Annotated in this window: 15 protein-coding genes and 1 pseudogene; 10 read left to right on the forward strand and 6 right to left on the reverse strand. The window is 73.4% G+C overall.

Annotation, left to right across the window (positions count from 1 at the left end; genetic code table 11):
* Window positions 1–22 precede the first annotated feature (22 nt).
* The gene (locus ACIP5W_RS22320; protein WP_401476192.1) at window positions 23–1,654 is read left to right on the forward strand and encodes a penicillin-binding transpeptidase domain-containing protein; all 1,632 of its coding nucleotides are present in this window, start codon (window positions 23–25) and stop codon (window positions 1,652–1,654) included.
* Between the two features lie 270 nt (window positions 1,655–1,924).
* Window positions 1,925–3,589: a penicillin-binding transpeptidase domain-containing protein gene (locus tag ACIP5W_RS22325; protein ID WP_401476195.1), complete on the forward strand. Its 1,665-nt coding sequence runs from the start codon at window positions 1,925–1,927 to the stop codon at window positions 3,587–3,589.
* Window positions 3,590–3,664: 75 nt separating this feature from the next.
* Here the strand turns inward: ACIP5W_RS22325 and ACIP5W_RS22330 are convergent, their stop codons facing one another.
* On the reverse strand, window positions 3,665–4,030 hold the full coding sequence (locus tag ACIP5W_RS22330) for an SsgA family sporulation/cell division regulator (protein WP_401476198.1): 366 nt from the start codon (window positions 4,028–4,030) through the stop codon (window positions 3,665–3,667).
* A gap of 195 nt (window positions 4,031–4,225) precedes the next feature.
* Between ACIP5W_RS22330 and ACIP5W_RS22335 the strand changes: the two genes are divergently transcribed.
* The 6 genes from ACIP5W_RS22335 (at window position 4,226) to ACIP5W_RS22360 (ending at window position 9,226) form a co-directional block, all read left to right on the forward strand.
* Window positions 4,226–5,284 (forward strand): energy-coupling factor ABC transporter permease, encoded by a 1,059-nt coding sequence (locus tag ACIP5W_RS22335; protein WP_401476201.1) that lies wholly within the window; start codon window positions 4,226–4,228, stop codon window positions 5,282–5,284.
* A gap of 1 nt (window position 5,285) precedes the next feature.
* Entirely contained in the window at window positions 5,286–6,047 is a 762-nt protein-coding gene (gene cbiQ, locus ACIP5W_RS22340) for a cobalt ECF transporter T component CbiQ (RefSeq protein ID WP_401476204.1), read from the forward strand.
* The gene (locus ACIP5W_RS22345; protein WP_401476206.1) at window positions 6,035–6,793 is read left to right on the forward strand and encodes an energy-coupling factor ABC transporter ATP-binding protein; all 759 of its coding nucleotides are present in this window, start codon (window positions 6,035–6,037) and stop codon (window positions 6,791–6,793) included. The genes cbiQ and ACIP5W_RS22345 overlap by 13 nt, the downstream gene beginning before the upstream one ends.
* Window positions 6,794–6,804: 11 nt before the next feature.
* Window positions 6,805–7,272 (forward strand): MarR family winged helix-turn-helix transcriptional regulator, encoded by a 468-nt coding sequence (locus ACIP5W_RS22350; protein ID WP_401476529.1) that lies wholly within the window; start codon window positions 6,805–6,807, stop codon window positions 7,270–7,272.
* A gap of 239 nt (window positions 7,273–7,511) precedes the next feature.
* A complete protein-coding gene (locus ACIP5W_RS22355; protein ID WP_401476209.1) occupies window positions 7,512–7,985 on the forward strand; it encodes an organic hydroperoxide resistance protein in 474 nt (157 codons plus the stop codon).
* Window positions 7,986–8,059: 74 nt separating this feature from the next.
* Complete coding sequence (locus tag ACIP5W_RS22360; protein ID WP_401476212.1) at window positions 8,060–9,226, forward strand: serine hydrolase domain-containing protein; 1,167 nt, start codon at window positions 8,060–8,062, stop codon at window positions 9,224–9,226.
* 75 nt (window positions 9,227–9,301) lie between these two features.
* On the opposite strand, the gene ACIP5W_RS22365 is transcribed toward ACIP5W_RS22360, so the two are convergent.
* Window positions 9,302–9,577 (reverse strand): DUF1876 domain-containing protein, encoded by a 276-nt coding sequence (locus tag ACIP5W_RS22365; RefSeq protein ID WP_363086609.1) that lies wholly within the window; start codon window positions 9,575–9,577, stop codon window positions 9,302–9,304.
* Window positions 9,578–9,976: 399 nt separating this feature from the next.
* Here ACIP5W_RS22365 and ACIP5W_RS22370 point away from each other — a divergent pair, with 399 nt between their 5' ends.
* On the forward strand, window positions 9,977–10,375 hold the full coding sequence (locus tag ACIP5W_RS22370; RefSeq protein ID WP_401476215.1) for a VOC family protein: 399 nt from the start codon (window positions 9,977–9,979) through the stop codon (window positions 10,373–10,375).
* A 57-nt stretch (window positions 10,376–10,432) separates the two neighbouring features.
* Here the strand turns inward: ACIP5W_RS22370 and ACIP5W_RS22375 are convergent.
* The 4 genes and pseudogenes from ACIP5W_RS22375 to ACIP5W_RS22390 all read right to left on the reverse strand — a co-directional run.
* A pseudogene (locus ACIP5W_RS22375) lies at window positions 10,433–10,621 on the reverse strand (YbaK/EbsC family protein); the annotation flags it as partial.
* A 331-nt stretch (window positions 10,622–10,952) separates the two neighbouring features.
* Entirely contained in the window at window positions 10,953–11,537 is a 585-nt protein-coding gene (locus ACIP5W_RS22380) for a lamin tail domain-containing protein (protein ID WP_401476218.1), read from the reverse strand.
* 315 nt (window positions 11,538–11,852) lie between these two features.
* Window positions 11,853–14,108, reverse strand: coding sequence for an MMPL family transporter (locus tag ACIP5W_RS22385; protein WP_401476221.1), 2,256 nt, complete (start codon window positions 14,106–14,108; stop codon window positions 11,853–11,855).
* A 124-nt stretch (window positions 14,109–14,232) separates the two neighbouring features.
* Window positions 14,233–14,835, reverse strand: coding sequence for a TetR/AcrR family transcriptional regulator (locus ACIP5W_RS22390; protein WP_401476224.1), 603 nt, complete (start codon window positions 14,833–14,835; stop codon window positions 14,233–14,235).
* 155 nt (window positions 14,836–14,990) lie between these two features.
* On the opposite strand from ACIP5W_RS22390, the gene ACIP5W_RS22395 reads away from it, so the two are divergent.
* On the forward strand, window positions 14,991–18,353 hold the full coding sequence (locus ACIP5W_RS22395) for a S41 family peptidase (protein WP_401476227.1): 3,363 nt from the start codon (window positions 14,991–14,993) through the stop codon (window positions 18,351–18,353).
* Window positions 18,354–18,401: the final 48 nt, after the last annotated feature.

Here is an 18,401-nt window from a genome sequence, read left to right on the forward strand (position 1 = left end):
CGGGTCAACGGGGAGGACGGTCATGCGCAAGGGGGCCAAGGCGGCGGTCGTCGGATCGGTGTTCGCCGTCATGGTGGGCGGGGCCGGGTACGGCGCCTTCAACATCGTGAACGCGCTGGACGGTGACGGCGGCGCACCGGGCGCGAGCGGGCCGGAGCCCGTGAAGACCGGGCCGCCGAGCGCCGCCGAGGTGAAGGAGACCAGCGCCGCGTTCTTCGCGGCCTGGGAGAAGGGGCAGGCGGCGAGCGCGGCGGCGCTCACGAACAACGCCGGCAAGGCGGGGCCGCTGCTCACCTCCTACGGCCAGGCCGCGCACATCACCGGTGTGAGGATCACCCCGGGCGCGCCGGCCGGGCGCAGCGTGCCGTTCACGGTGAAGGCCACGGTGTCGTACGGCGGGAAGTCCGAGCAGCTCGCCTACGGCAGCCGGCTGACCGTCGTGCGCGGGGTGACCACCGGCAGGGCGCTGGTGGACTGGCAGCCGTCGGTCGTGCACCCGCAGCTCAGGGACATGGACGACACGCTGGTCACGGGCGAGTCGGCGGCGCCGCCGATCGAGGCCGTGGACCGCGACGGCAAGGTGCTGACGAAGGAGAAGTACCCCTCGCTCGGGCCGATGCTGAACGAACTGCGCGCCAAGTACGGCGACAAGGCGGGCGGCACGGCCGGTGTCGAACTGGCGATCCGCCACGCCGCCCCGGACTCCGCGGACACGCCGCTGCTGACGCTGGCCGAGGGCAGGGCGGGCCGGCTGCCCACCACGCTCAGGGCGAGCACGCAGGCGGCCGCCGAGAAGGCGGTCCTGAAGTACCCCGAGTCGTCGGTGGTGGCCGTCCGGCCGAGCAGCGGCGAGGTGCTGGCGGTCGCCAACAACCGCAACGACGGCTGGAACGCGGCCTTCCTGGGGCAGGTGGCGCCCGGCTCCACCATGAAGATCATCAGCGCGGCCGCCCTCATCGACAACGGCATCACCACCGCGACCGGCCCGGCGCCCTGCCCGGCCGAGGCGACCTGGCAGAGCCAGACCTTCCACAACATCAAGAACACGCCCCCGGACGAGGACGCGACCCTCTCCGAGAGCTTCGCGCGCTCCTGCAACACCGCCTTCGTGAAGTACGCGGACGAGGTGAAGGTGGACTCCCTGACCGACGAGGCCCGGAACCGTTTCGGGATCGGCCTCGACTGGAAGACCGGCGTCCCCTCCTTCGACGGGTCCGTCCCGGCCTCCGGCGGCCCGGACACCGCGGCCGACATGATCGGCCAGGGCCGGGTCCAGATGAACCCGCTGAACATGGCGTCGGTGACGGCGACCGCGATGACGGGCGCCTTCCGGCAGCCGGTGATCGTGCCGCGCAGCCTCGACGGCCGCGAACTCGCCCACGCGCGCGGACTGCCGGCCGGCACCGTGGAGCAGTTGCGCGCCATGATGAACCGCACCGCGACCAGCGGCACGGCGGCCGGGGTGATGTCCGGTCTGAGCGGCCGGATCGGCGCGAAGACGGGTTCGGCGGAGGTCGACGGGAAGGCGAGTTCCGACAGCTGGTTCACCGGCTACCGGGGCGACGTCGCCGCCGCGGCGATGGTCCAGGACGGCGGTCACGGCACCGACGCGGCCGGACCGATCGTCGCGGCCGTACTGCGGTCGGGCACCTGAGGACACCCGTACGGCGTGGGTGACGCCACACGTGACGCCACACGTGTGGCGTCACCCCGCGGGCGGGGACCCCAGGGTCTTTCGTCGGGACCAGGCCGGACCCCGCTCCCTGATCCGGCCCGGTCCCGACGAGAGGCCCTAGGCTGGGCGCCGTCGTTGGTGCCGGTGGGGAGGACTCGCACCGTCGGTGGGGCGACCCACCCGGCGGGAGAGTCCAGCGGGGACAGTGGGGCGAGGCGGCCCCCCGTAGAGCACGGAGGATCGCGGGCTGTGGGCAAGAGAAGGCGCGTCGCCGAGCGACGGAGCAAGCGGCCGGCCGTGGTCGGCGGCGTGATCGCCGTCGTCGTCGCAGGCGCGGGTCTCGGCGGCTACGCACTGTACGGCGGCGGAGCTGCGGCCCAGGACGGTTCGGCGGCGGCGAGGAAACCAAAGGTCCCGACCGGTCCGCTGTCGGCGACCGAGGTCACCACCGCCGCCAGGGCGTTCCTGTCGGCCTGGCAGCAGGGCGAGGTCGCCGAGGCCGCCGCGGCCACCGACGATCCGGCGGCCGCCACCGCCCTGCTCACCGGCTGGACCAAGGACGCCCGCATCACCGGCGCCACCCTCACGGCCGGCCCGCGCGCCGGCGTCAAGGTCCCCTTCGCCGTGAAGGGCACGGTCACCTTCGGCAAGACCGCGAAGCCGGTGGCGTACGACAGCGCGCTGACCGTGGTGCGGCGGGCGAAGGACGGCAAGCCGCTCGTCGACTGGCACGCGTCCGTGGTCCACCCCGACCTGGCCGACGGGGACACCCTGGTGACCGGCGAGGCGGGCGATCCGCCGGTCAAGGCGCTCGACCGGGACGGGGGTGAGCTGACCGCGAAGAAGTACCCGTCCCTGGGCACCGTCCTGGACGGACTGCGCGAGAAGTACGGCAAGAAGGCCGGCGGCACGGCGGGGGTCGAGCTGCGGGTGGTCCGCGGCAAGGCGTCGAAGGCCGGGAAGGCCTCCGACAAGACGCTGCTGGAGCTGAGCGAGGGCACCCCCGGCACCGTGAGGACGACACTGAGCCCGTCCCTCCAGGCCGCCGCCGAGAAGCAGGTCGCGAGCGCCGCGCGGGCGTCGGTCGTGGTGACCCGCGCCTCCACCGGCGAGATCCTGGCCGTGGCCAACAGCAACCCCAACTTCAACACGGCGTTCCAGGGCTCGCTGGCGCCCGGCTCCACCATGAAGGTCATCACCTCCTCGCTGCTCATCGAGAAGGGCCTGGCGTCGGCGAACAAGGCGCATCCGTGCCCGAAGTACTTCAGCTACGGCGGCTGGAAGTTCCAGAACGACGACAAGTTCGAGATCAAGGGCGGCTCCTTCAAGGCGAGCTTCGCGCGCTCATGCAACACGGCCTTCATCAGCCAGGCGGGCAAGCTCGACGACGACAGCCTGACCAAGCAGGCCCAGCAGGTCTTCGGCCTGTCGTCGAACGACTGGGCGATCGGCGTGCCGACCTTCGACGGCTCGGTGCCGGTCCAGAAGGCGGCCCAGAAGGCGGCGGAGCTGATCGGCCAGGGCGGGGTGCGGATGAACCCGCTGAACATGGCGTCGGTGGCGGCCACCGTGAAGTCGGGCACCTTCCACCAGCCGTACCTGGTCGCCCCGTCGGTCGACGGCCGCAGCCTGGCCAAGGCCTCGCGCACGATGTCCGCGGACACGCTGTCGCAGTTGCGGGAGCTGATGAACTACACGGCCGCGCACGGCACGGCGGCCAAAGCGATGGCCGGGCTCGGCCCGGACTACGGCGCCAAGACGGGCTCCGCCGAGGTCGACGGGCAGAAGCAGCCCAACGGCTGGTTCACGGCCTACCGCGGCGACCTCGCGGCGGCGGGCGTGGTGCAGAAGGGCGGTCACGGCAGCGAGTCGGCGGGACCGATCGTGGCGGCACTGCTGAAGGCGGGCGCCTAGGACGGACGGAACGGGCGAGCCGAGCCGGAACGGCCGAGCCAAGCCGGAACGGCCGAGCCGGGCCGGGCCGGGCGGCTAGCGGGTCAGTTGCCGGCCCGCCGCGCTCGCCGCCGTGTAGGTGCGGCGCAGGAAGCGCAGCAGTTCCTTGGACTCGAACTGCACGACCGAGACGCCCTGCGCGGAGTGGAACTCGACGATGGCCTGGACACGCCCACAGGGCCAGACGCGGACCTCTCCGCTGCCGGCCGGGGTGCGCAGGCCCTGTTCCAGCAGAGTGCGGGCGATGCTCCACTCACGGCCGCCGGGGAGTCCGACACGGACGGTGCGCGGGTCGTCGTCGGGGTCGTAGTGCAGGGCGACGGGAACGGCGCTCCGTTCCTCCTCGGTCAGGTCCGCGTCCGTGACGATGTGGGCTCGCGCGTACTGCTCGACTACAGACATCTGCCGCCCTCTCACTCTGCGTGACCTGTGCGGAATCTGTGCGTCCACCCCTTTTCCAATGTCGCACATTTTCCGGGCCCCGCCCGGCGGGCCGGGCGCATCTCACATGTGCGATACACGAACTTCACCGTGTGTCCCACAGCAGGACTCCCTCGCTCTTGCAACCTATTCGCATTAAGCCACTATCATCGAACGGTGCACGTACCCGACGGATTCATCAACGCCCCGACCTCCGCCGTGACCGGAGTCGTCGCCGCGGGCGCCATCGCCGTGAGCCTGCGAGGGGCGCGCCGCGAACTCGACGAACGCACGGCACCGCTGGCCGGCCTGGTGGCCGCCTTCATCTTCGCCGTACAGATGCTCAACTTCCCCGTCGCGGCCGGAACAAGCGGCCATCTGCTCGGCGGTGCCCTCGCGGCGATACTCGTGGGCCCCTTCACCGGGGTCCTGTGCGTGTCGGTCGTCCTGCTGATGCAGGGCATCCTCTTCGCCGACGGCGGCCTGACCGCGCTCGGCGTGAACATCACCGACATGGCGGTCGTGACGACGGTGGTGGCCTACGCCGTCTTCCGCGGACTGCTGAAGGTCCTGCCGCGCACCCGCCGTTCCGTCACGGTCGCCTCCTTCGCCGCCGCGCTGCTGTCCGTGCCGGCGGCGGCCCTCGCCTTCACGCTGGTGTACGCGGTCGGCGGCACCACCGACGTGGCGATCGGCAAGGTGGCCACCGCGATGGTCGGCGTGCACGTGCTGATCGGCGTCGGTGAGGCCGCGATCACCGCGCTGACGGTCGGCGCCGTCATCGCCGTACGGCCGGATCTCGTGTACGGGGCGCGCGGGCTGCGCCAGCGGCTCCAGCTGCGGGTGCACGGCGAACTCGTGGACGTGCCCGCCGCCGAGGGGGCGCGCACGGCGCCCGTCGCGGCGCGCGCCTCCCGCCGCACGCTGTGGGTGACCGGCCTGGTCACCTCCCTCGTCCTCGCCGGCTTCGTCAGCTTCTACGCCTCCTCGGCCCCGGACGGCCTGGAGAAGGTCGCCGCCGACAAGGGCATCGACGACAGGACCGAGGAGCACGCCGCCGCGGACTCCCCCCTCGCCGACTACGGCGTCGAGGACGTCGACGACGCCCGGCTGTCCGGCGGACTCGCGGGCGTCATCGGCGTCGGTGCGACCGTCGTCGCGGGCAGCACCGTGTTCTGGGCGGTACGCCGCCGGCGCGGCGCCGACGCGTCCCCGACCGCCGTCGAGAACGTCTGACATGGGCGCCGGGCACGCCCACCGGCTCTACCGGCACGGGCACTCGCCGGTGCACGCCCTGCCGCCGCACACCAAGCTCGCCGCCACGTTCGCGTTCGTCGTGGTCGTGGTCTCGACGCCGCGCGAGGCGGTGTGGGCGTTCGGCCTGTACGCCGTCCTGCTCGGCGTCGTCGCGTTCCGGGCGCGCGTCCCGGCCGGCTTCCTGCTGAAACGGCTGCTGATCGAGGTGCCGTTCGTCACGTTCGCCGTGCTGATGCCGTTCGTGGCCGAGGGCGAGCGGGTGGACGTCCTGGGGCTGTCCCTCAGCGTCGACGGGCTCTGGGGCGCCTGGAACGTGCTCGCCAAGGGCACCCTCGGCGTGGCCGCCTCGGTCCTGCTGGCCTCCACCACCGAACTGCGCGAACTCCTCCTCGGCCTCCAGCGCCTGAAGCTGCCGCCGCTGCTCGTGCAGATCGCCTCCTTCATGATCCGCTACGGCGACGTCATCACGGACGAGATGCGCCGCATGCGGATCGCGCGGGAGTCCCGCGGGTTCGAGGCGAGCGGCGTCCGGCACTGGGGCGTCCTCGCGAAGTCCGCGGGCGCCCTGTTCATCCGCTCCTACGAACGCGGGGAGCGCGTGCACCTGGCCATGATCAGCAGGGGGTACGCCGGTGCCATGCCGGTGATCGACGAGGTGACCGCCTCGCGCACGCAGTGGTCGTACGCCCTGACCCTGCCGCTGGCCGCCCTCGTCGTCTGCGTGCTGGGATGGACCCTGTGACTGCTTCCCTCGAGGTCTCGGGCCTCGCCTTCGCCTACCCCGACGGCCACCAGGCCCTGTTCGGCGTGGACTTCTCGATCGCGCGCGGGGAGCGGGTGGCGCTGCTCGGGCCGAACGGCGCCGGCAAGACCACCCTAGTGCTGCACCTCAACGGCATCCTGACCGGCGGCGCCGGCACGGTGACGGTGGCCGGGCTGCCCGTCGGCAAGCGGCACATGGCCGAGATCCGGCGCAAGGTCGGCATCGTCTTCCAGGACCCCGACGACCAGCTGTTCATGCCGACCGTGCGCGAGGACGTGGCGTTCGGGCCCGCGGCGGCCGGGCTGAAGGGCGCGGAGCTGGAGGAACGCGTGGACCGGGCGCTCGCGCAGGTCGGCATGGCCGGCTTCAAGGAGCGTCCGCCGCACCACCTGTCCTTCGGGCAGCGCCGCCGGGTCGCCGTCGCGACCGTGCTGGCGATGGAGCCGGAGATCCTCGTCCTGGACGAGCCGTCCTCCAACCTCGACCCGGCCTCCCGCCGCGAACTCGCCGACATCCTGCGCTCCCTCGACGTGACGGTCCTGATGGTCACGCACGACCTGCCGTACGCCCTGGAGCTGTGCCCGCGCTCCCTGATCCTCAGCGAGGGCGTCATCGCGGCGGACGGGCGCACGGGCGAACTGCTCGCCGACGACGCGCTGATGCGGGCGCACCGTCTGGAGCTGCCGTTCGGATTCGACCCGCGCTCCGTGACAATGGGAGCGTGACGAACGCGCGCGTGACCCACCAGGAGCGGGCGGGCGACGGCCCGCTGTCGCTGGACGAGCAGCTGTGCTTCGCGCTCTACGCGGCCCAGCGGGCGGTGACGGCCGCCTACCGGCCGCTCCTCGACGACCTCGGCCTCACCTACCCGCAGTACCTGGTGCTGTTGGTGCTGTGGGAACGCGGCGAGACCACGGTCAAGGACCTGGCGGCGGCCCTGCGGCTCGACTACGGCACGGTGTCGCCGCTGCTGAAGCGGCTGGAGACGGCCGGGCTCGTGCACCGGGAACGCTCGGCGCGCGACGAGCGCTCGGTGCTCGTCGCCTGCACCGGGCGCGGGGAGCAACTGAGGGAGCGCGCGGAACGGGTGCCCGGCGCGCTGCTCGCGTCGACCGGGCTCGGCGCGGCGGAGGCCGTGCGGTTGCGCGAGGAGCTGTGGGGGCTCGCGGAGAAGGCGCAGGGGGCGGCCGAGCGGGGCCGCTGAGGCCTCGGAGCGGGGCCGCTGAAGCCTCGGAGCGGGGCTGTTGAAGCCTCGGAGCGAGACCCCCGGGCCCTCCGCGGGACCTCCGGGACCTCCGAGTCCTTCGAGTCCTCGGCGCGAGGCCGCCGGGACCTCGGGGCGACGCTCTTACCTGCGGTTACCGCCCCCTCGGCCGAGCCGTTCTCCACCGACAGGTACCTTGTGCACGATGTAATTGGGCACAGTTCCGGGGAGGTCCCGCAGTGACCGAAGGCGCCGCCGTCGACACCGTCAGCACCGTCGACGCGATCGACACCCGTCCGACGAAGATCATGTATGTCGCCGAGGCGACCGCCCACGGCGGCCGGGACGGCTATGTGACCAGCCAGGACGGCCGGATCGACCTGAAGGTGGCCATGCCGCCGGAACTGGGCGGCGACGGCGACGGCACCAACCCCGAGCAGCTCTTCGCGGCCGGCTACAGCTCCTGCTTCCACAACGCGCTGATCCTGGTCGGCAACCGGGCGGGATACGACCTCACCGGCTCCACCGTCGCCGCGAAGGTCGGCATCGGCCCCAACCGGACCCTCGGCTACGGCCTCGCGGTCGCCCTCAGCGTCTCGCTGCCCGTGCTCGACGCGGGCCTCGCAGCGCAGCTGGTGGACGCGGCGCACCAGGTGTGCCCGTACTCGAACGCGACCCGCGGCAACATCGACGTAACGATTCTGCTGGGCTGACCGGAGACCGGAATCGCGGGCCCGGCGAGGGCGTTGTCCCCTCGGTCGCAGGTGAGCCGAGAGGACGTACGGACGTGGATGTGCACGGCACGGTGACCGCCGGCTTCGAGCCGGTCGGGGAGGCGTTCGCCCGCAACTTCGACACGCTCGGGGAGCGGGGCGCGGCCGTCGCCGTCTACCGGGACGGGCACAAGGTCGTCGACCTGTGGGGCGGCAGCCGGGACGTCGACGGCGGGGCGCCCTGGGAGCGGGGCACCGCGCAGATCGTGCGCTCCGCGACGAAGGGTGTCGCCGCCGCCGCCCTGCTGATGCTGTGGCAGCGCGGGGAGCTGGACCTGGACGCTCCGGTGGGGGCGTACTGGCCGGAGTACAAGGCGGCCGGCAAGGACCGGACCCTCGTGCGGGACGTGCTCGCGCACCGCGCCGGGGTGCCCGTGCTGGACCGGCCGCTGACGCCGGCCGAGGCCGCCGACCCCGATCTCGGCGCCGCGGCGGTCGCCGCGCAGGCACCGGCGTGGGAGCCGGGGACGGACCACGGCTACCACGCGCAGACCTACAGCTGGCTGACCGGCGAGCTGGTGCGACGGGTCACCGGGCGGACGATCGGCGCCTGGGTCGCCGAGGAGATCGCCGCACCGGCCGGGGCCGAGCTGTGGCTCGGCCTGCCGGAGCACGAGCGGGCGCGCGTGGGACGCGTGGGGCGGACCGAGGCGCCCGCGCAGGCGGGTGCGCTGCGCACGCGCCCCAAGCGCGCGGTCGCCGACGCCTACGCCGACCCCGACTCGCTCACCCGCCGCGCCTTCGCCGCCATCACCCCTCAGGCCGACGAGAACGACCCCGCCTACCGGGCGGCGGCCCTGCCCGCCTCCAACGGCATCGCCACGGCGGACGGCCTGGCCCGCTTCTACGCGTCGCTGATCGGCGGGGCCGACGGCGGCCGCCGCCTCCTCGCCCCGGAGACGGCGGCCGCGGCACGCGGTGAGCGGTCGGCCGGGGCGGACCGGGTGCTCGTCGTGCACACCCGCTTCGGCCTGGGCTACATGCTGCACGGCGCCGCGTCGCCGTTGCTGTCCCCCGCCTCCTTCGGCCACCCCGGCCGCGGCGGCCCTCTGGGCTTCGCCGACCCGGAGTCGGGCATCGCCTTCGGTTACGTCACCAACGGCTTCCGGTCGAGCGTGACGGCGGATCCGCGGGCGCAGGCACTCGTACGGGCCGTACGGACGGCGACGACCGGCGGCTGACGGCCGTCCCCCCTCGTCCGCCGAGTCCGCTGCGTCCGCCGGGTCAGCCGCGTCCGCCGGGTCCGCTGCATCCGCTCACACGTGGATCGGGTGCGAGGTCCTTCCCGACGCGTCGTCGATCTCCATGTGGGCCTTCGTCAGCAACTGCATGGCGATCTCGTTCAGCGCACGGGCGCCGGCGATCTCCTCGCCCACCCGCGGCTGGTTGGGGTCGACCCGGTGGCGGCTGGCGTGCCCGTGGGCCCGGACCTCCGACCCGTCGGGCAACCTGACCAGCGCGACCGCGCGCGTGTGCTGATCGTCCTCCTCGAACTCCAACTCGACGTGCCATCCGACTGTGGTGTGCATCATGACGATCACCTCCGGAACACCTGCTTCCAGGGTGCGCCTCGACGCGCCGGGGCGCATCCACTCGGGTCCCGGCAGCAGGCTCGGGCAGTCGTCCGGTACGCCGGTGCCGAAGTCCTCGGCGAGCGCCTCGCGCACCTCCGCGTCCCGCGTCGGTTCGCGTCGCGGGGACACCGGTGATCCGGCCCGGCCGGAAACGTCATTGCGGCCGACCGGTACGGCCACTACCGTCCCTCGGGTGACTGCCGGGTCGGCCATGGGCCGTGCACGAGTGAGGCGCCCGGCCCCGGCGTGAGCGCGAGGCGGGCCAGGGGCCCGCCGTCCTGTCTCCGCGTCCTTCCTTCCCGCCCTCCCCCGCGAGGGCACCACCCTGGACACCGAGACCGGAGACCTTCCCTCACCATGCCCGCCCGGACCCCGCTCCCCCAGCTGAACCACCTCGCCGTGCACGCCCATGACCGGCAGCTCTCGGCCGGCTTCCTCGCCGCGATCCTGGGCCTGCCGGTCGGCGCGCCCTTCGGCCCGTTCCTGCCGGTCGACCTCGGCAACGGCGTCACCCTCGACTTCTACGAGAAGCGCGACGAGCCGATCCAGTCCCAGCACTACGCGTTCCTCGTGGCGGAGGAGCAGTTCGACACGATGATCGCCCGCCTGGACGCCGTCGGCGTCACGTACTACGCCGATCCCCGGCACACCGAACCCGGCCGCACCAACCGCCTGTTCGGCGGCCGGGGCGCGTACTTCGCCGACCCGGACGGCCACAACCTGGAGATCATGACGCGGCCGTACGCACGGCCGTAGGGCCGGCTTCGCCCGCCGCCGCCCTCACCCCGTGTGCAGCATCAGGCCGATGCCCACCACGAGGAGAGCGGCCTCGGCGGCGGTCCGGGTCGCGTCGGGGAAGCGGCGGATGCGCGGGTGCAGGTCGCCCAGTCCGAGGGCGTCCAGGGCCTCGGCGAAACGGGGGTGGGCTCCGGAGGTCCCGGCGGTCCCGGCGGCCGTGGAGTTTCCGGGCTCGTCGGCGTCAGTGGCGGCTGTCGTCGTCATGGACCGCACGGTAGCGGTGCGGGGAACGGGCGGGCGAACGGATCGACCGCCGCGTACGCCGCCCGTCGCATACGCCGCCCGTCGTGGCGGGCCGTCCTCGCGAGGGGGCCGCGCACGTCAGGGCGGGGGGGGGGGGGGGGGGGGCGCCGGGGCGGGGGGGGGGGGCGGCGGGGCGGGGGGGGGGGGGGCACGGCGCGCCCGCCGGCGGCCGGCGCCCGGGGCCCCCGCCCGGGGGGGGGGGCGGCCGCCCCGGGGGGGGGGCGCGCCCCGGGGGGGGGGCGGCCCCCCCCCCCGGTTGGGGGGGGGGGGCCGCGCCGCCGGTGAGGGTGCGTCAGTGACGGTCGCCGCGGTCGTGGCGGTCGCCACCGTGGTGGCGGTCGTAGCGGTCACCGCCGTGGTGACGGTCCCCGCGGTCGTAGCGGTCACCGCCGTGGCGACGGTCGTCGCGGTCGTAGCGGCCGCCCCAGGACTCGGCGTCGACGAAGCGGTTGCGGTCGTTGCGCAGGGTGGCCGTGTCGGCGCGGTTGTCCCACATCTCGCGGCGGCGGTCCTGGAACAGGTCGGTGCGGGTGTCGCGGCCCTCACCGGTGTGGATCCTGACGGTGGCGCGGGGGGCCAGGCGGTAGTCGTCGAAGGTGTAGACGCGGCCGTCCCGGTTCGACAGCCTCCACCCGTCCAGGTTGACCGCGTGGCGGGTGGTGTTGGTGAGCTCGACCCATTCCCTGTTCAGGGAGCGGTTGGAGCGGTCGTCACGGCCGCCCGGCGCGTCGTACTGGACGTCGCTGATCTCCACCTTCGGCCGATCGGCGCGCGAGTGGTCGGCGGCGGACGCCGGCAGGGCCACGGCACCGACCACGGCGGCGGCCGCGAGGCCGGCGGCGGCGAGACGACGGGCGGAAACAACGGAAGCAGACACAAGGTCTCCTATTTTTCGTGCGAGTTGCGACCGTATCGGCCGCAGAACCCACACTTGACCACCACACGTCCCGCAAGCAGCCGATTGACGCCTCACGTTACGAATCATCCATATTCCGGTGACAGTAGCCTTCTATGTCCATCTATGCGGTGAAGGCACGGGACCGTTGCCAGGTCTGCCCTGCGGGCCCTCCCGGTGACCGGGCGTCACCCGAAAGTGGGTCACAACGGGCGGGGCGGACAAAGGGCCGGTGAGGGCGCCCCGTCCCCACGGGGCCCTCACCGGCCTTCTCCGCCGCGCCCGCTCAGCGCGGCGTCATGCGCGGACCAGTTCCCGGTCCTTGCCGGGGTCCGGGTCCGCGTCGCGGGAGTCGAGGGCCTTGAGTCCCTCGCCCTCGACGTCCACGTCGGGCAGGGCCCGGTCCAGCCACCTCGGCAGCCACCAGGCCTTCTCGCCGAGCAGGGCCAGGACGGCCGGGACGATCGCCATGCGGACCACGAACGCGTCGAAGAAGACGGCGATCGCCAGTCCGAAGCCGATCATCTTGATCATCTGCTCGCCGGCGGTGATGAAGCCGCCGAAGACGGCCATCATGATGATCGCGGCGGCGGCCACGACCCGTGAGCTGTGCCGGAATCCGGTGACGACGGCCTGGGCCGGCGTCTCGCCGTGGACGTGGGCCTCCCGCATGCGGGTCACCAGGAACACCTCGTAGTCCATGGCGAGACCGAAGACCACGCCGACCATGAAGATCGGCATCATCGACATGACCGGGCCGGTCTCCTCGACGCCGAGCAGGCCGCCGAGCCAGCCCCACTGGAACACCGCGACGACGGCGCCGAGCGCGGCGAGCACGCTGAGCAGGAAGCCGAGGGCCGCCTTCAGCGGGACCAGGACGGAGCGGAAGACCACGATGAGGAGGAGGAAGGCGAGGCCCACCACCAGTGCCAGGTAGGGGATCAGCGCGTCGTTGAGCTTCTGCGAGAAGTCGATGTTCATCGCGGTGGTGCCGGTGACCAGGACCTCCGCGCCGTTGTCGGCCTTGACGCCGGCGCCCTCGGCACGGATGGCGTGCACCAGGTCCTCGGTCCGGGCCGAGGACGGCTTGGAGTCCGGGATCACGGTGATGGTCGCGGTGTCGCCGGCCTTGTTGAAGGCGGCCGGGGTGACCGTCACGACGTCCTCGAGGCCCTTGATCCCGTCGGTGACGGTGCTGACAGCGCCCCGCGGGTCGTCGCTCTCCCGGGCGTCCACGACGATCATCAGGGGGCCGTTGAAGCCGGGTCCGAAGCCCTCCGACAGCAGGTCGTAGGCCCGGCGCTGCGTGGTGGACGTGGGCTGCGAGCCGTCGTCGGGAAGGCCCAGCTCGAGCTGGGTGGCCGGGACGGCGACCGCCCCGAGGCCGACCACGCCCAGCAGCAGGACGGCGGCCGGGCGGCGGACGACGAAGCTCGCCCAGCGGGTGCCGAGGCCGGGCCTGGCCGGGGTCGCCGGCCGGGACGCCGCCGCCTTCCCGGTCCGTGCGGCCGGGCCGGTGCCGCGCCGCTCGCGCTTCTCGCCCACCGGGCGGATCCTGCGGCCCGCGTAGCCGAGCAGCGCCGGGATCATGGTGAGGGCGATGAGGACGGCGACGACGACCGTGCCCGCGGCGGCGAGGCCCATCTTGGTGAGCATCGGGACGTTGACGACCGCGAGGCCCGCCAGGGCGATCACGACGGTGAGACCGGCGAAGACCACGGCCGACCCGGCGGTGCCGGTGGCGCGGCCGGCCGCTTCCTCCCGGTCCCGGCCGTCGGCGAGTTCGCCGCGGTAGCGGGAGACGATGAACAGCGCGTAGTCGATGCCGACCGCGAGGCCGATCATCAGCGCGAGGGTGGAGGTGGTGTCGCCGAGGTCGAGCGCCTCGGCGAGGGCGGTGATGGTGGAGACGCCGATGCCGACGCCGATGATCGCGGTCAGCAGCGGGAGTCCGGCCGCGACCAGCGAACCCAGGGTGACGACGAGGACGACCGCGGCGATGGCGATGCCGACGATCTCACCGGCCGCTCCGGGCTCGGCCCCGGCCTGGAGGGCGTCGCCGCCGATGTCGACGGTCAGTCCGGCGGCCCGTGCGTCGTCCCCGGCCGCCTGCAGGGCGTCCCTGGTGGTGTCGGCCAGTTCCATGCCGGGGACGTCGTACTTGACCGACGTGTAGGCGACCGTGCCGTCCTTGCTGACGGCGTTCGTGGTGAACGGGTCGGTGACCGAGACGACCTCGGAGCCGGCGCCCAGTTCCTCGACGGTCTTCGCGACGGTCGCCCTGTTGCCGGCGTCCGTCATCTTCTGGCCCTCGGGCGCCTTGAAGACGATGCGGCCGGTCCCGCCGTCGGCGCTGGCACCGGGGAACCGCTGTTCCAGCAGGTCGAAGGCCTTCTGCGCTTCGGTCCCCGGGATGGAGAAGGAGGTGGTGCCCGGTGCGGGCGCGGAGGCCGCGCCGACGCCCGCGAGCGTCAGCAGGGCGACCCATATCAGGGCGACGAGGTGCCGTCGCCGGAAGGCGAGCCGGCCCAGACGGTAGAGGAACGTGGCCATGGAGGCGTACTCCCGGTCAGGTCGTGGGGTGGAGGGGCAGGGGTGGTCGCCCCGGCGGGGAGGCAGGGGTGACCGGCCCGACGACGTGAGCGGTGGCGTCAGGAGGGGTGGACCGCGGGGACGGTCAGGAGGTGGCGGGGATGCCGAGGGCGGGGAGGACCACGGCGTCGATGTACGAGGTGAGGAAGGCCTGGGTGGGCGGCTGGTCGTCGAGCAGGGCCCGGGTGGCGAAGCCGCCGATCATCATGTGCAGGAGGAACTCCAGCGCGGGGCAGTCCGCACGGACCTCGCCCCGGTCGACGGCCCGCCGGATCACCTGGTGGAAACCCGCCATCTCGGGCTCGACGAGCTGGGCCCGGAACGCCCTGCGCAGGTCGGCGCTGTTGTGCATCGCCATGGCGACGCCCCGCATGAGCGCGGAGTTCTGCTCGATGGTGCAGTCGTCCTCGAGCCGGATCAGCGCGTGCAGATCGCCCCGGAGCGAGCCGGTGTCGATCCCCTCGCCGTGATCCGGCTTGGTGTGCTTGATGGCCTTCACGACCAGATCGGCCTTGCCGCCCCACTGGCGGTAGAGCGTGGCCTTGCTGGACCGGGTGCGGGCGGCGACGGCGTCCATGGTGAGGGCGTCGTAGCCGACCTCTCGGAGCAGGTCGAGCACGGCCGCGTACAGCTCGGCCTCGCGCTCGGGCGTGATGCGACTGCGACGCGCCGTCGCGACCTCAGTCATGCCACTCACCTTCCGGCTCCGGTACGGACTCGTCCCGTACACCAAGAAGATACCCTGCCCCTCTGCGAAACGAAACGGTTTCGTACGTGTCCTGGCTCACGTCGGTCAGGAACCCATGAGTTGCCCGGCCCCCGGCGCCGGAAAAGCATGGGAACGTGACCTACTTGCGCCTGCCGCACCTCAGCGGTGACCAGTTGTGCTTCGTGGCCGAGGACGACCTCTGGCTGGCCCCGCTCGACGGACCCGGCCGCGCCTGGCGGCTCACCGCCGACCGCACCAAGGCCGGCCACCCCCGCTTCTCGCCGGACGGCGGCCAGGTCGCCTACACGAGCTGGCGCAGCCTCGTGCCCGAGATCCACCTGGTCCCCGTGGACGGCGGTCCCGGACGGCGGCTGACGTACTGGGGCAGCCCCGACACCCGCGTCTGCGGCTGGACGCCGGACGGCGACATCCTCGCCGTCGCCTCCCACGGCGAACCCTTCTCCCACTTCACCTGGGCCTACAAGATCTCCCCCGACGGCTCCCCGGGCCACAAACTCCCCTGGGGCCCGGTCACCGACCTCCAGAGCGCCGACCTCGGCGGCGAACGCCGCACGCTGCTCCTCACCGGCACCCCGCCGCACGAGCCGGCCTCCTGGAAGCGGTACCGGGGCGGCGCCACGGGCCGGCTCTGGCTGCACGGACAACGGCTGCTCGCCGGCCTGGAGGGCCACCTCGCCACCCCCATGCTCGTCGGCGGCCGGGTCGCCTTCCTCTCCGACCACGAGGGCGTCGGCAACCTCTACTCCTGCGCCCACGACGGCTCCGACCTGCGCCGGCACACCGACCACGACGCCTTCTACGCCCGCAACGCCGCCAGCGACGGCACCCGCGTGGTCTACCAGTGCGCCGGGGACCTCTGGATCGTCGACGACCTGTCCCCGGACTCCGAGCCGCGCCGGATCGACGTACGGCTCGGCGGGCCGCGGACCGGACGGCGGCGCTACCCGATCCCGGCCGCGCAGCACGTGGACGGGATCTCGGTCGACGAGACCGGGCGGGCGAGCGCGGTCGTCGTGCGCGGCAGCCTGTACTGGCTCACCCACCGCGACGGGCCCGCGCGGACCATCACCGACCCGCCCGGGGCACGGATCCGGCTCCCCGAGATGCTCGGCTCGGGCGGGCAGGTCGCCTACGTGACGGACGCGGAGGGCGAGGACGCCGTCGAGATCGCCTACCTGCCGCGCGCGAGCGGCGACCGCGCGCCGCGGCGACCGGCCTCCGGCGGCCTCGGCCGGGTGCTGGAGATGGTCTCCGACCCGGCGGGCGAACGACTGGCGATCGCCTCGCACGACGGCCGCCTGCTGCTGGTGACGGTGTCCGACGAGACGGCGGACGCGGGCGGGACGGGGACGGGGACGGGGACGGGGGAGCCTTCGGAAGGAGGGGAGACCGGGGAGAGCGGGGGGACAGACGGCTCGGGCGGCTCCGGCGGCTCCGGCGGCTCCGGCGGCGAGGTCGTCGAGCTGGTCCGGTCGGTCAACGGGCCCGTGCGCGATCTCGCGTTCTCTCCCGACGGGGCCTGGCTGACCTGGTCGCATCCGGGGATCGGGCGGTCGCTGCGGCAGATCAAGATGGCCCGGATCTCCGGACCCGGCAGGGGCGACGCACTGATCGTCGACGTGACGAACGGGCGCTTCGAGGACGAGAACCCGGTCTTCACCCGCGACGGCCGCTATCTCGCCTTCCTCTCCTGGCGCGGCTTCGACCCGGTGTACGACGTCCACACCGGCGACCTGTCCTTCCCGCTCGGCTGCCGCCCCTACCTGGTGCCGCTGAACTCCGCGACCCCGTCCCCCTTCGCCCTCACCCCCGAGGGACGGCCGGCCGCCGGCGGGCTCGACCCGGTCGAGGACGAGGGCGGCGACGGCACGGTGAGCGTCGAGGTCGAGGGGCTGGCGAGCCGGGTGACACCGTTCCCGGTGCCCGCCTCCAAGTACTCGGCCCTGTTCCCGGTCGCGGGCGGCGGTCTGGTCTGGCTGCGCTGGCCGATCTCCGGGGCGCTCGGCGAGACCTTCGCCAACCCCGACGACACCAGCGGCCGGCCGACCCTGGAGCACTTCCACCTGGGCAAGGCGAAGAGGTCCGAACTCGTCGGGCACCTCGACTGGTTCGCGGTCAGCGGCGACGGCAGCCGGCTGGTGGTCGTCGACGAGGGCGAGCTGCGCGCGGTGCCCGCCACCGAGTCCGGCGACCTCGACTCCACGGTCTGGATCGACCTGCGCCGCATCCTCCACGAGGTCGACCCGGGCGCCGAGTGGCGGCAGGCCTACGCGGAGGCGGGCCGGCTCATCCGCGCCTACTTCTGGGACCCGGGGATGTGCGGCATCGACTGGGACGCGATCCTGGACCAGTACCGGCCACTGGTCGAACGGGTCGCCTCCCCCGACGAGTTCGCCGACCTGCTCCGGGAGGTCCTCGGCGAACTGGGCACCTCCCACGCCTACGTCACCGCCGCCCGCCGCAACGAGGGCCCCGCGCACTACCAGCGCCGGCAGGGGCTCCTCGGCGCCAACCTCGTCTGCCGGGAAGGCCGTTGGACGGTCAAGCGGATCCTGCCCGGTGACTCCTCCGACTCCAGGGCGCGCTCACCGCTGGCCGGGACCGGCATCCGCGAGGGCGCGGTGCTCACCCATGTCGACGGGCGGCCGGTGGACCCGGTCGCCGGCCCCTTCCCGCTGCTGGCGGGAGCGGGCGGTACGACGGTGGAGCTGACGTTCACCCCCGCCGAGGGCGAGAGGGGGCGGACCCGGCGGGTCGCCGTCGTCCCCCTCGTCGACGAACGGCCGCTGCGCTACCAGGACTGGGTCGCCAAACGGCGCGAGGTCGTCAGGGAGTTGAGCGGCGGGCGGTGCGGCTATCTGCACATCCCCGACATGGGCGGCTCCGGCTGGGCCCAGTTCAACCGCGACCTGCGGATGGAGGTGTCCCGGCCCGCGCTGATCGTGGACGTCCGCGGCAACGCGGGCGGGCACATCAGCGAACTCGTGGTGGAGAAGCTGACCCGCACCATCCTCGGCTGGGACCTCACCCGCGACGCCCAGCCCGTGTCGTACGCCTCCAACGCGCCCCGCGGCCCCGTGGTCGCCCTCGCCGACGAGGCGACCTCCTCCGACGGCGACATGATCACGGCCGCGTTCAAGCTGCTGGGACTCGGGCCGGTGGTCGGGCAGCGGACGTGGGGCGGGGTCGTCGGCATGACCGGGCGGCACCGGCTCGGCGACGGGTCGGTCATCACCGTGCCGATGAACGCGGCGTGGTTCGACGCCTACGGGTGGTCCGTGGAGAACCACGGCGTGGCCCCCGACCTGGAGGCGCTGCGGACCCCGCTGGACTGGGCGGAGGGGCGGTACGCGCAGCTCGACGACGCGGTGTCGCTGGCGCTGGCCCTGCTGGAGACGGAGCCGCCGGCGTCCCCGCCGAGTCTCGCCGACGCGCCCGACCGGTCCCGTCCGCGGCTGCCCCGCCGGGGGCTTTGAGGGCCGCGATCCGGGTGCGGGCGCCCGGGGCCGGGCGCGCCCACGCGG

This window comes from Streptomyces sp. NPDC088766 (assembly GCF_044750845.1).
Lineage (GTDB): Bacteria > Actinomycetota > Actinomycetes > Streptomycetales > Streptomycetaceae > Streptomyces.

What these genes read in the sequence shown, in the direction of transcription:
- ACIP5W_RS22320 (WP_401476192.1), top strand. Translation starts at nt 23, where the DNA reads ATGCGCAAGGGGGCCAAGGCGGCGGTCGTCGGATCGGTGTTCGCCGTC.
- ACIP5W_RS22330 (WP_401476198.1), bottom strand. Translation starts at nt 4,030, where the DNA reads ATGTCTGTAGTCGAGCAGTACGCGCGAGCCCACATCGTCACGGACGCG.
- cbiQ (WP_401476204.1), top strand. Translation starts at nt 5,286, where the DNA reads ATGGGCGCCGGGCACGCCCACCGGCTCTACCGGCACGGGCACTCGCCG.
- ACIP5W_RS22345 (WP_401476206.1), top strand. Translation starts at nt 6,035, where the DNA reads ATGGACCCTGTGACTGCTTCCCTCGAGGTCTCGGGCCTCGCCTTCGCC.
- ACIP5W_RS22365 (WP_363086609.1), bottom strand. Translation starts at nt 9,577, where the DNA reads ATGATGCACACCACAGTCGGATGGCACGTCGAGTTGGAGTTCGAGGAG.
- ACIP5W_RS22370 (WP_401476215.1), top strand. Translation starts at nt 9,977, where the DNA reads ATGCCCGCCCGGACCCCGCTCCCCCAGCTGAACCACCTCGCCGTGCAC.
- ACIP5W_RS22385 (WP_401476221.1), bottom strand. Translation starts at nt 14,108, where the DNA reads ATGGCCACGTTCCTCTACCGTCTGGGCCGGCTCGCCTTCCGGCGACGG.
- ACIP5W_RS22390 (WP_401476224.1), bottom strand. Translation starts at nt 14,835, where the DNA reads ATGACTGAGGTCGCGACGGCGCGTCGCAGTCGCATCACGCCCGAGCGC.